The sequence below is a fragment of the Glutamicibacter sp. TV12E genome (genome assembly GCF_052441935.1).
GTDB lineage: Bacteria > Actinomycetota > Actinomycetes > Actinomycetales > Micrococcaceae > Glutamicibacter.
This window is the reverse complement of record NZ_JBQVVF010000001.1, coordinates 1,767,110-1,779,608: the sequence shown is the minus strand read 5'-3', so window position 1 is coordinate 1,779,608 and position 12,499 is coordinate 1,767,110. Positions and strand designations below refer to the sequence as shown.

Annotated in this window: 10 protein-coding genes and 2 riboswitches; of the genes, 5 read left to right on the top strand and 5 right to left on the bottom strand. The window is 61.5% G+C overall.

Features of this window, described 5'->3' with window-relative positions; genetic code table 11:
- Positions 1-29 precede the first annotated feature (29 nt).
- The 3 genes from ACT7DV_RS08330 to ACT7DV_RS08320 all read left to right on the top strand — a co-directional run bounded on the left by ACT7DV_RS08330 (position 30) and on the right by ACT7DV_RS08320 (position 5,234).
- Positions 30-2,333 (top strand): heavy metal translocating P-type ATPase, encoded by a 2,304-nt coding sequence (locus tag ACT7DV_RS08330; protein WP_444661756.1) that lies wholly within the window; start codon positions 30-32, stop codon positions 2,331-2,333.
- Positions 2,334-2,812: 479 nt separating this feature from the next.
- A riboswitch (glycine riboswitch) is annotated at positions 2,813-2,911 on the top strand.
- A gap of 1 nt (position 2,912) precedes the next feature.
- A riboswitch (glycine riboswitch) is annotated at positions 2,913-3,020 on the top strand.
- Positions 3,021-3,196: 176 nt separating this feature from the next.
- Entirely contained in the window at positions 3,197-4,702 is a 1,506-nt protein-coding gene (gene cycA, locus ACT7DV_RS08325; RefSeq protein ID WP_444661755.1) for a D-serine/D-alanine/glycine transporter, read from the top strand.
- Between the two features lie 172 nt (positions 4,703-4,874).
- Positions 4,875-5,234 carry a 4a-hydroxytetrahydrobiopterin dehydratase gene (locus tag ACT7DV_RS08320; RefSeq protein WP_444661754.1) on the top strand — a complete coding sequence of 120 codons (360 nt, stop codon included), beginning with the start codon at positions 4,875-4,877 and terminating at the stop codon, positions 5,232-5,234.
- Positions 5,235-5,249: 15 nt separating this feature from the next.
- On the opposite strand, the gene ACT7DV_RS08315 is transcribed toward ACT7DV_RS08320, so the two are convergent.
- The 4 genes from ACT7DV_RS08315 to ACT7DV_RS08300 form a co-directional block, all read right to left on the bottom strand.
- Entirely contained in the window at positions 5,250-6,281 is a 1,032-nt protein-coding gene (locus ACT7DV_RS08315) for an FUSC family protein (RefSeq protein ID WP_444661753.1), read from the bottom strand.
- Positions 6,278-6,730 (bottom strand): MarR family winged helix-turn-helix transcriptional regulator, encoded by a 453-nt coding sequence (locus tag ACT7DV_RS08310; protein WP_444661752.1) that lies wholly within the window; start codon positions 6,728-6,730, stop codon positions 6,278-6,280. Before ACT7DV_RS08310 ends, ACT7DV_RS08315 begins: the two co-directional genes overlap by 4 nt.
- Before the next feature lie 85 nt (positions 6,731-6,815).
- Entirely contained in the window at positions 6,816-8,342 is a 1,527-nt protein-coding gene (locus ACT7DV_RS08305; protein ID WP_444661751.1) for a GMC family oxidoreductase, read from the bottom strand.
- A 139-nt stretch (positions 8,343-8,481) separates the two neighbouring features.
- Positions 8,482-9,459: an EamA family transporter gene (locus tag ACT7DV_RS08300; RefSeq protein ID WP_444661750.1), complete on the bottom strand. Its 978-nt coding sequence runs from the start codon at positions 9,457-9,459 to the stop codon at positions 8,482-8,484.
- Between the two features lie 120 nt (positions 9,460-9,579).
- On the opposite strand from ACT7DV_RS08300, the gene ACT7DV_RS08295 reads away from it, so the two are divergent.
- Positions 9,580-10,128, top strand: a complete 549-nt coding sequence (locus ACT7DV_RS08295) for a CGNR zinc finger domain-containing protein (protein WP_444661749.1) — start codon at positions 9,580-9,582, stop codon at positions 10,126-10,128.
- A gap of 120 nt (positions 10,129-10,248) precedes the next feature.
- Here the strand turns inward: ACT7DV_RS08295 and ACT7DV_RS08290 are convergent, their stop codons facing one another.
- On the bottom strand, positions 10,249-11,295 hold the full coding sequence (locus tag ACT7DV_RS08290) for a LacI family DNA-binding transcriptional regulator (protein WP_444661748.1): 1,047 nt from the start codon (positions 11,293-11,295) through the stop codon (positions 10,249-10,251).
- A gap of 122 nt (positions 11,296-11,417) precedes the next feature.
- On the opposite strand from ACT7DV_RS08290, the gene ACT7DV_RS08285 reads away from it, so the two are divergent.
- Positions 11,418-12,488: a C45 family autoproteolytic acyltransferase/hydolase gene (locus tag ACT7DV_RS08285; RefSeq protein WP_444661747.1), complete on the top strand. Its 1,071-nt coding sequence runs from the start codon at positions 11,418-11,420 to the stop codon at positions 12,486-12,488.
- The last annotated feature ends 11 nt before the right edge of the window (positions 12,489-12,499 follow it).

Sequence of the window (12,499 nt, the reverse complement as noted above, 5' to 3'; positions counted from 1 at the left end):
TGAAGTGGCAGGAAAGTGCAAGGTACACAATGTCTTCCCATGCGCCAGAGCACGCGCTGCCCGAAGTACGCACCGTAGACCTCGATATCCAGGGCATGACTTGCGCCTCATGCGTGAACCGGGTGGAACGCAAACTCGGCAAGCTGCCCGGGGTGACCGCCTCGGTCAACCTCCCCCTGGAGACCGCCAAGGTCCAAGTTCCCCAAGATGTCACCAACGAACAGCTGGTCCAGACAGTCCAGGCCGCTGGCTACTCGGCCAAGGTGAAAGCCCCGGTCCATCCGGCGGCGCACACAAGCCATGAACACTACGGCGGCCACGAAGATCAACAAAAATCCATGCCGCACGCTGATGAGCACGGCTCGCACGAAGGCCACGACCACCTGGTCCCCAGCCACCTGCTGCGCCGCTTGGTCATCTCAGCGATCTTCACCCTCCCGCTGTTCATCATCTCCATGGTGCCAGCGGCGCAGTTCCCGCAGTGGGGATGGGTGGCCTTTGCCCTGGCCACTCCGGTGGTCTTCTATGGCGCGTGGCCTTTCCATAAGGCCGCGGCAATCAACGCCCGGCATTTCGCTTCCACCATGGACACCCTGGTGTCACTCGGCGTGCTGGCCGCCTACCTGTTCTCCGCCATCCAGCTGATCCTCGACCCGCAGATGACGGCGCACATCGGCATGGCGATGAGCGAGCACGCACTGTACTTCGAAACAGCAGGCGTCGTGGCCACGCTGCTACTGCTAGGGCGCTACCTGGAACATCGCGCCAAGTCTTCCGCCTCGGATGCCTTGAAGTCCCTGTTGAGCTTGGGCGCGAAAGACGCGGTCGTTCTGCGTGATGGCCAAGAAGTAAAGATTCCGGCCACGCAATTGCAGGTCGGCGAGCAGTTTGTGGTGCGCCCGGGCGAGAAAATCGCCACCGACGGTGTCGTAGTCGACGGTTCCAGCGCCATCGACACCTCGCTGATCACCGGTGAATCCGTCCCGCAAAAGGCCGCAGAAGGCGACGAAGTCACCGGTGCCACACTGAACACCTCAGGCCGGCTGCTCATCCGCGCCACCCGCGTCGGCTCCGACACCACCCTGGCCCAGATGGGCCGGCTGGTCTCCGAGGCGCAGTCCGGCAAGGCGCCGATCGCCCGCCTGGCCGACAGGATCTCGGCGGTCTTCGTCCCGATTGTGCTGGGCATCGCGGTTCTCACCTTCCTGGCCTGGTGGCTGGCCACCGGTGACATCTACGCCGCCTTCACCGCCGCGGTCGCCGTGCTGGTCATCGCCTGCCCTTGCGCCCTCGGCCTGGCTACCCCGATCGGCCTGCTGGTGGGCACCGGACGCGGCGCCCAGCTGGGCATCCTGATCCGCGGTCCGCAGGTGCTGGAGGATACCCGCAAGCTGGACACAATCGTGCTGGACAAGACCGGCACCGTAACCACCGGCGTGATGACCCACCTGGGCACCGCAGCACTCGACGGCGTCGACCCGGCGCAGGTGCTGAAGCTGGCGGGCTCCGTGGAACACCACTCCGAGCACCCGATCGCCCAGGCCATCGCCAAGGCCGCAGCAGCCCAGGGCGAGCTGGCCCAGGTCACCGGCTTCGAGTCGGATCCCGGCGGCGGAGTCCTCGGCGTGATCGAGGGCCGCAAGGTGGTGGTCGGACGCGCCAGCTGGCTCGCCACCCAGGGCACCGATCTCGACCAGCAGGCCCGCACCATGCTCGCCGACGCAGAATCCCAGGGCGCCACGGCGATCCTGGTCTCGGTGGACGGCGAGTTCCAGGCCGTGATCTCCGTGGCTGACAAGGTCAAGGATTCGAGTGCCGCAGCGATCAGCGAACTGCAGCAGCGTGGACTGCGCGTGGTGTTGCTGACCGGCGATAACCAGTCGGTGGCGGCCAAGGTCGCCGCCGGAGTGGGAATCAAGTCCGCAGACGTGTTCGCCGGGGTCTTCCCAGCGGACAAGGCCAAGGCCATTGCCTCGCTGCAGGAGCAAGGACGCGTGGTGGCAATGGTCGGCGACGGCGTCAACGACGCTCCCGCCCTGGCCCAGGCGGACCTCGGCATCGCCATGGGCTCGGGCACCGATGTGGCTATCGAGGCGGCCGACATCACCCTGATGGGCAACGACCTGCACCAGGTCGCCGCAGCCATCGACCTGTCGGACAAGACGCTGTCAACCATCAAGATGAACCTGTTCTGGGCCTTCGCCTACAACACCGCGGGCATCCCGATCGCAGCCCTCGGGCTGCTGAACCCGATGATCGCCGGCGGTGCCATGGCGGCCAGCTCGGTGCTGGTGGTGCTCAACTCGCTGCGACTGCGCCGCTTCGGCAAATAGCGCCCGGCCCGCTGCGCTTCCCCGACGCAGGTCATGACTTGCTTGAAAGTCGCGAAGCATCCGCTTTCACTCAAGCTCATGACCTCGTCCAGGGTTGCTACTCCGTCTTCGCCATAGGCCATAGCCTGCAGATTCCCTCCTTTCATCGTCATGATTTGCGCCAGATCACTTCGAGTCCTGAAGCAATCGAGCACTGGCATCCCAATGCGTACTTGCCATTCATCGCTCTTGATGACGGCGACCACCCTGCTGGTTGGGACAAGAGTTCAAGTCAGGTGCGGGAACAGTTTCGAGCAGACCGCCTGCAGCACCTCCCCTTGCCTCCGACAAGGGCCCGGATTCCCGCGATATCCGCAAAGCCGGCTCGCGGCCATTCCTGTGGGACGGCCCACGAGGCAACAATAAAACTTTCAGTCGTGCGACTTGCATCACATTCACAGTTCTGCGCATACTGTGATGGCAATCACCACATATGCCGCTGATGCGTGGCGGGAGAGACCCGTCCTCACCAAGGGCGGGCGCCGTAGGAGCAATTTCCTCCCCGGGAAACTCTCAGGCACCCGTACCGCCACGAGAAGGCAACTCTGGAAAGCAGCACAGAATGAACTGTGCTCACCGAAGGAGCAAGCTTCGCCCAGTAGTCGGGTTGAAGTGAAAACTCTCAGGTTCATATACAGATTGGGGAGGGACCACGAACAGTGACGCTTTCAGCGCCTCCGATTCGACGGCTCTCTCCAGCGGCATAGGCAGCAGCTGCTCTCAGCGCAGCGGGCTGACGTTGCCTTCCCGGAGCCGGGCGAGTCTGGCGTTCCCAGCAAAGTAAGTTGCTAGGCGTCACGCCACACTCCTGGAAGGCAACCAGCATGAGTACCACCAGTTCTGATCCCACACTTGAACGCGGACTATCCAACCGGCATATCCAGCTCATCGCCATTGGCGGCGCCATCGGCACCGGCCTGTTCATGGGCTCCGGCAAAACCATCTCCGTCGCCGGCCCGTCGGTCATCTTTGTCTACATGATCATCGGCTTCATGCTCTTCTTCGTCATGCGTGCGATGGGCGAGCTGCTGCTGAGCAACCTGGACTACAAGACTTTTGCCGATTTTGCAGGCGACCTGCTGGGTCCCTGGGCAGCTTTCTTCACCGGCTGGACCTACTGGTTCTGCTGGGTGGTCACCGGCATTGCGGACGTCGTCGCCATCGCCCATTATGTTGCTTTCTGGTGGGGCGACCTCCCGCTGTGGATTCCTGCCTTGGCCTGCATCGCGCTGCTGCTGGTGCTGAACTTGGCCACAGTAAAAGCCTTCGGCGAAACCGAATTCTGGTTCGCGCTGATCAAGATCGTCGCCATCGGCGCGCTCATCGTCGTTGGCCTGGTCATGATCATCACCGGCTTCCAGCACAACGGTGCCACCGCATCAATCGCGAACCTGTGGGCCAACGGCGGAATGTTCCCCACCGGGTTCATGGGTTTCGTAGCCGGATTCCAAATCGCGGTATTTGCGTTCGTGGGCATCGAATTGGTGGGCACAACTGCCGCCGAAACCAAGGATCCCGAAAAGACCCTTCCGAAGGCCATCAACTCCATCCCGGTCCGCATCCTGTTCTTCTATGTGGGCGCCTTGATCATCTTGATGACCGTCCAGCCTTGGAAGCTGTTCTCCTCCGAGAACTCTCCCTTCGTTGGGATGTTCGCCCTGGCCGGGCTGGCTGGGGCTGCCGGCATCATCAACTTCGTGGTGCTCACCAGTGCAACCTCCAGCGCTAATTCCGGCATTTACTCCACTTCCCGCATGCTGCGCGGGCTGGCCTTGGAAGCCGACGCTCCGGCCGGCTTTGCGAAGCTTTCACGCCGCAAGGTTCCCAAGAACGCACTGATGTTCTCCTGCATGTTCCTGCTGGCCGGTGTCGTCCTGCTCTACAGCGGTGATTCGGTCATGGGCGCCTTCACCCTGGTCACCACGGTGTCGGCCTTGTGCTTCATGTTCGTCTGGACCATCATCCTGCTCAGCTACTTGGTTTTCCGCGCCCGCCGCCCTCACCTGCACGACGCTTCCAGCTTCAAGGTTCCCGGCGGACGGGTCATGCCGTATGCGGTGCTGGTCTTCTTCGGATTCATCCTCTGGGCGCTGACCACTCAGCCGGATACCTTTGCCGCCCTGCTGGTCACGCCAGTTTGGTTCCTGGTTCTGGGCTTGGGCTACCTTGTTGTTCGCCGCAGCCCGCAGCACGAAGCGTTGCGTCTGGCCCACAGGGGTAAGGTGGCACACGAACGCTATGAAGCAACGGCCTACCGCGACAGCCAGGCCTTCGGCCACGGGGAAACGTCATCTGTCGTTGAGTCTGCAGGGAACAAGGCACGCCAGTAGTCTGAAATGGTCCAGCATCGCTGGCTGCTGACCCGCACCTTGGCCAAGGTGCGGGTCTGCCTGCGCATTCACTGTGCGCCCTGTACCTTCACTGCAATTACTGCGAAGATGATACTGGCGGCCTCTAGCCTGCACCATGGGATAAAACTCCGCCTCACAAGGAGATGCTCTCATGACTAATATTCGACAGATTTCCCGCGCTCAATCACCGGTCAGCCTTGCCCCGGAACAGCGATTAGCCGCTCTTCAAGAGTGGAAGCGAAGCAATGAATCATTCACTGCTTCCTACCGTTTTGATTCGACTGGCACCGCGCTGGAATTCATCACGCTCGTTGGGTTGCTTGCGGAAAAGGTCGACGTCCACCCTCATGTGGACTGGCGGTTCGACATCGTAACCCTTCACTTGGCCCACGGCCTGAACACAGGAATCACAGCGAAGGACTTGAGCCTGGCCCGGCGCATTTCTGTCGATGCGCACCGGCTTAATGGCGCGGTCATGGTCGATTATCAGGACCGTCAGACCACCGCCTAAACCAGCAAGCCAGCGCTACTTGGCACTCACACGTCGATGGGCAAGCATCCCGATGACGATGCTCTGGACGGCACCAACCCCAGCACCCAATGCCGTCATGGCCACGCGGTCTAGAAGCAAGCTGGATGCCGGCTCCGGGCTGACCATGTGAACCATCAGCAGCGCGGTGACGGTCATGAAGACCATGCCAATGGCGTAGTTGCGCAGGATCACCAATTCGATGCAGATCTGGCCGATAATCGCAACGACAAGAATGACCCAAATTGGTGGTTCGAAGATGAGCACCGCGGCGGCGAGCATCACGCCAATACAGGTGCCGACGCTGCGCTGCAGGCCACGGGCCACTTTGGAATACGCGTCGATTCCGGTCACCGCGGCAATGGCTCCCAGACTGGCCCAGTACCAGTGTCCGCCATTGAAAAGTTCGGCGGCAGCACCTGCCAACAGCACGCCCAAGCCCATTTGCGCAGATTCCCGCAGCGCTCGCGGCGAGGGCGTCCAGGAGCAGCCCGCGCGAAGAGTATTCAAGAGGCTGGCCCGACGCGCTGAGAGACCCAGCATGAACAGGAGGCTGAAGACCATTGTTCCGCCGCCCACGAGGAGCACGCCAGCAAAGGAGTGCATGGTGGCCGGAATGCTAATGCAGGTTCCACCCGCGAAGACGGCAAAAATGGGACCCGCCGGCAACCACCGTGCCGCATGCGAGACATAGTTCGCCCCGAACCCGATCACCGCGAGCACCAGGAGACAGATGATGAACGGCGCGTGAATCAGCGAGAAGAACGTTCCCAGAAGCATGGCGGCCAGTTGAACCAAGCCGACAGACAGCTGCTGCCAGAAGCGTGAAGCGTACCCGTCATAGCGGCCGAAGACTGCGCAGAATGCCCCGAAGGCCGCGTACATCGCCCAATCCAAATGCCCGGTAATCGCGACCAGCACCAGAGGAACGCTCAGCGCAAACGCCGCCTTGGCAGCCGGGATGGCCGAGGGAGTAGGTGGTGCCAACGCCACGGAACGGTTCAGTACTTCCTTGACGTGATGCTTCATTTGCGGGCCTCGCCACCCTTGAGGGCTACCAGTTGCAGCAGGCTTCGCAAGGTTTCTTGCTGCTGCGCGTCAAGGGCGCCGAAGACTTTTGCCTCGCTGCGTTCGGCCGCAGCGGTGGCACGTGCAGTGAATTTCTTGCCTTCCGATGTCAGGGCAATGATGTTGCGGCGTCGATCGACTGGGTCAACGCTGCGTTCGAGGATCTTGTGTTCAGTTAGTTCGTCGAGGTAGGCCACCAGGTGCCCACGATTCAAGTTCGCGTGCTTTGCCAGGTCGTTTTGCGACATCGGCCCGAACTCGGCGAGCGCGCAGACAATCATGAAGTGGTTGCGGGTCAGTGATTCTGATTCCATGAGCTCGGTCAGCTCCTGGGTGCCCACCCGCCCCGCTCGCGAGGTCAGATAGCTCAGGGAGTTCCACTGGAACTGGGGAATCAGGAAGTCGCTCATCCCTACAAAATATCATTTCACCGCGAAACTATTCCAGCACGAACCGAATATTCGATCAAGGACACAATGCGCGGAAGTCCAGGGTCTAGGCAAGCCCGAGTTCCTTGAGCATGAACTTGGCGCCCTGTTCCCCAATCAGAATTGACGGTGCGTTGGTATTGCCTGTGGTAATCCTGGGCATGATCGATGCATCAATCACGCGCAGTCCGCGCAAGCCATGCACCTTGAGCTCGGGATCCACCACCGCCCGTCCATCAACGCCCATCGCGCAGGTGCCGACCTGGTGATGGTAGGTCACCACGTTGTTGCGGATATAGTCCTCCAGTTGCCCGTCATCTTGAACATCTGGCCCGGGATAGACTTCCTGCGCTCCCCAGATTTCCGCAAGTGCTTCCTGGGCAACCATTTGGCGGCACTGCTTGATGGAGTATAGGAAGGCGTCCATGTCCCGGTGGTCAGCCAGCGCGTTTAGGTCGATATTCACCGGATCATCCAGCCCGGGTCCGCTCAGGGTGAGCTCGCCGCGGCTGTAGGGGGTGACAATCCCGGAGTGCAGGGTGAAGGCGGTGCCCTCGATGGGTTCCATCCCCGGTGAATACATTGGGACCGCAAAAAAGATTGGCTGGGTATCAGGCTTGTCAAGATCATCACGAGACTTCGCGAAAAGGTGCGTTTGCGACACCGAGACCCCTTGACGCGGCGCTGGAATATCGCGCTTCGTGGTCTTGGCGATCACCGGAGCCAGCAGATGGTCATGCAGGTTCTTTCCAACGCCGGGCAGCGCGTGCACCGGCGTCACTCCCGCTTGTTCCAATTCTTCCGGGGCCCCGATTCCTGAACGCAGCAGAATCTGCGGGGAACCCAAAGCGCCAGCACTGAGCACTACGTGATCAGCGGTCAGCTGGTGCATTTGCCCGTCTTGGCGGTAATTCACTCCGGTGACCGTGCCGTCCTGGAGAATCACAGAATGGATTTCCGCGCCGGTAATGATCGTTGCCTGCCCACGAACCGGCTTCAGATAGGCCTTCCACGTATTCACTCGCTGGCCGTCAACGATATTGACCTGTTCTTTGGACACGCCGTCCAGAACGCCGGAATTATAGTCCGGGTTGAACGGGACGCCGGATTGCTCGGCCGCTTTGATAATCGACGCATGAATCTCATCAAGTTCGTAGTCATTGTCAACCGGGATGAGCCCGCCGATCCCGTGGACGTCGCTGGCTCCGCCAGTGAAGTCTTCGATGTCCCGATAGATCGGCAGCACATTCTCCCAAGCCCAGGCCGGCCCGCAGTGTTCTGCCCAACCGTCAAAATCTTGTTGGGCGCAGCGAACCCAGATGGTTGCATTGAGCGCGTGCGATCCGCCGAGGACCTTGCCGCGCGGAAGGTGCACCCGTTTGCCGGCGGTGCCTTCCATAGGCGTGGTGTAGTAGTCCCAATCGTCCGGGCTGTGCCAGAGCTCGCCTAGCCTCGAAAGATCATGGATCGCAGGGTTGGTGTCTTCTCCCCCGGCTTCGAATACCGTCACATCGGCGCCGGCATCGATCAAGCGCCGGGCAACCACCGATCCCGCTGAACCTGCTCCGACCACAATGACAGACACCTTGCCCATGGCAACCCCTCTTTCTACATTCCGTCCGGCCACCCCGAGGTGGATCACGACGCCATAGCCCAAGTGTGTCGCGGGTCACTCCCCATGGATTGCCTTTGCGCGCATACGGCTTGTCTGCCAGCGCAAAGACAGCACCCGCTCAGCGTTCCTTGCGTACGGCCCGCAATTCGTCAACGCGCACCAGCACCACGCCAGCCACGATCAGCAAACCGCCAAAGAGCTGCACCAGCCCCGGCAATTCCGAAAGCAAAAGCCACGCCCACAGCACCGCGAACAGCACTTCGGTCAGCGAAATGAAACTGGCGACCTTGGAACCCAGTTCCCTCGCCGCCATGACGCCGGTGGTGTAGGAAAACACCGTCGCGATCAGGATCAGGCCGCTCAGGGCCAACCACCACGGCGCCTGGAATCCCGCAAAGGACCCACTGCCCGCGGCGAAGGTCATCGGCAGGATCCCCAGGGACCCCACCAGCAGCATGGACAGTGCCCCAACAGCCATGCCGCCGGCGGAGAGCATGATCGGCGGCAGCGCGCCATCGACCTTGGCGCTGATGAAGAAGTACACGGTCAGACCCACCGCTGCCCCGAGTCCCCACAGGACTCCGATCGGATCAATTCTTGATGTTCCAGTCAGGTCTAGGGCCGCCACCAGGCCCAGCAGGGACAATAGCGTGCCAGCAATCGTGGCTGCCGAGGGCCGCTTCTGGTGCCTGGCCCACAGCACCAGCACGATCAGCACCGGAGCCAGATATTCGAGCAGCAGTGCCACGCCGACATCCAGCCGCTGCACGGCCAGGAAATAGCACAGCTGGCAGGCACCCACGCCAAAGAGGCCAAAGAGCAAAATCGAGAGCCAATTGGTGCGCACCAGCACCCAGCGTCCGCGCATCGCCAGGGCCGCCGGGATGGCTAGCACCACTGCAGCCCCGGCCATGCGCGCAGCTACCGCGGCGGTGGGGCTCCAGCCTGCTTCGAAAAGGCCCCTCGCAAAGGAACCAGAAATTCCAAAGGCGGCCGAGGAGGCTAATGCAATCCAGATTCCGCGGGTTTGGCTGGTACCGCGTGCAGCTGGCTCGCGGGTGCCAGCAGGCAGCTGCGAACCGGTGGTTTCGCTCATGGGTGGTGATGACTTTCTTGGAGAATTTTCTGCCCTGGGCAGGGCCAATAAAGCATATGGGCATGACGATACGGTTAGGCTTGAGAAGCAGTCAATCCACATCCCGCCCAGGAACGAATTATGACCTTTGCCCCAGATATCGAAGCTTCGCTGAAGACCGTCGTGAATCTTTTGAATACCGAGGTGCAGATTATCGACATGCTCTCCACCGTCGCGGATCTGGACGAGTTCCTCGACTCTGAAAACTTCGAGGGCTCCCGGGCACACAACCAGTCGGAGTTGCGCTCTATCCGCCAGCTGCGCTCCCAGCTCAAGAGCATCTGGACCGGCAACGAAGATGAAGCTGTCTTTCGAGTCAACCAGATCCTGCGCAATGCCAATGCACAGCCGCAATTGATCAAGAGCGAGAACCTTGGCTACCACCTTCACGCGACCACCACCAGCACCCCGTTGTACGACAGGCTCGCGGTGGACGCCGCCATGGCGCTGGCTGAGGTCATTCGTTCGGGCGGCAAAGCGCGGCTGCGAATCTGCGCTTCCACCGACTGCCAGAATGCCCTGCTGGATCTGTCGCGGAACCGGTCCAAGATGTACTGCGATACCGGGAACTGCGCCAACCGCGAGCACGTTCGCGCCTACCGGGCGAGGAAGACCGGCAAGTCTTCCTAGACCGGCACCCCGCTCCCCGGGAACCGTGGCAATTCCGCACTGGGCACGGCTGTCGATTCCACCTTTCGCTCGGGGAAAATTGCGCGGGTCGCAGCAATCCTGACGCACCTGGCTGGATGGTCATCGCCGCAGGCTCGAACTGCGGGGCCTGAATCGCGCCTTGCGCAAGATCGGCCCGCTCGGTTCCTGCCCTTCCATGCGCTCAATCAGCAGATCCAGCGCATCGGCATAAACCTCATTCGGGTTCAACTGGATGGCACTGATGGCAGGACGGCTAAAGCGCGCGGCCTCCGCATCCGATCCAGTGGCAACCAGCAACTCATCGGGGACATTGATTCCCTGGTCCAAGGCCGCTGCCACTACACCGACGGCATGCCGTGCTGTCATCGCGTAGATGGCGTCCGTCGCGCCGTTGTCCCAGACAGACCCGAAAAGCTCCGCAGCGCCGGTAACGCCGCTGGATTCATCGAGAATGTGCACTTTCGGCTCCAGGCCATGATCGTTGCACCAGGATCTGTAGGCCTGCTCGCTGCTCAGATTCCATGAATTTTCATTGGCCCCGCGCAGCAAGGCGGGGCGTTGGCCTCCTTGCCGGCGAAAGTGCTCCATGACCTGCAAGCAGCTTTCCCCGTCGTCATCCGATGCCCAGGACTTGAAGTGCTTCCTTCCTGGATCACTGCCGATGCAGGCATACGGAATCCCGCGATTATCCAGCAAGTCGATCACTGGATCATTGCTTTGCGGGGACACGACGATATAGCCGTCCAGAGCAAGGGAAATTGCAGGGATCTTCGGCCCCGTCAGGTCCGGCAGCACCATCGGAGCAATACCGCGCTGGAGCGCCATGGCGCTGAGCGTGCTGATCGTCTGGTCGAAGACGTCGATGCCGGGCAGAAAGTACTCGCCGAGCAGGTCGAGCGATCGATTGACTATTCCAATGGCGCCCAGCGGGGATCGACGCAGCCCCCGGGCCAGCGCATCGGCTTGATACCCGATATCCCCAGCGGTGGCGATGATGCGCTCCCGCGTCTGGTCGCTCAACGTCCCCTTGCCGTTCAACGCAAATGAAACCGCGGCAACGGAGACATTCGCGGCCTTCGCCACGTCGTGAATTGTGGTCTTCCTGGCCCTTGCCATCACAAAAATCCAGCCATTCTTCCTAGTCATTGGCAACATTGGCAAAATTTGTTTGCGCCTGTTGTATAAAACGTTTTATGTCCTTAACGTGTAACACAGCTTACAACCCCGCCCGCAATCCCCTGGGTTGCGCCGACCAGCCGAGGAACCCCGTGCAACTTCATTCGCTTCGTACCACCACGCTTGATCCCGCAGAACGCGGCCAGGCCATCGCGTCAAATTTCGGTCCGCTCATTAAGCGCAATGCCGCCGACTATCTCGTGCATTTCTCCAGGATGCAGATTCCCTCCTCCACGGTCCGCACGATCGCTGAAAACACCCACGGGGCACTGCGCGAATGGGATGAGAATCTGGCGGTTGAGCTGGAGGCCCAGGCCGCAGCGCTGGGCATCGAACTGTGGCAGCTGTCGGCCCTCAATGCCCGTACCGAGGTCCTGGCCGCGGCACCGCCGAGCAAGGAGGGAGAGTGCTCTACCGCAGTCTTCATCCCGGAACAGGGCGCGCCTGCGAGCTTCCAAACCTGGGACTGGCACCCGCATCTGGCCTCCGACGGCCTGTTGCACGAGCTCGCCTGCCACGAAGGCCGCCGGGTGAAGCTCTTCACCGAATTCGGCATCAGCGGAAAGATCGGCGTGAATTCCGACGGGCTGGGCGTGCATTTCAACATCCTCGCCCATGAGGCGGACAAGGCCGGGGCCGGCGTCCCGGTCCACTCCATCGCCCGCTCGATCCTGGAGCGCGCCGGCAGCATTGCCGAAGCCATCGACCTCACCGCGGGCGTGGCAGTCAGCGCCTCCACCGTGCTCACCGTCATGCAAGGCGGCGCGCATCCAGAAGCCGCCAGCATCGAATTCAGCCCTACCGGCCGCCGCATCGTCAATCGCACCAAGAGCGGATGGGCATTGCACACGAACCATTTCCTGGATCACGGCCTCTTTGCCGGCGATACCATGCCCGCAGACTCGACCACTGCCGAGCGCTACAGCTATCTTGCCGAACGCACCGCAGGCAGCCAGCCTGCCTCGGCCAAGGAGATCGCCGGCATCCTGTCGAGCAGGACCGGGGAAACGCCCGTGCTGTGCATGCGCCCAGAGCCGGGCAAGCCTGCCATAGAACAGTGGGAGACCCTGTTGAGCATCGGAATCGACACCGAGAACTTCGAGCTGAACTACCTCGCCGGCAATCCCGATGCCTCGGCCCGCAACGGCCTGCTGACCTTCTAGCTTCCAAGGAT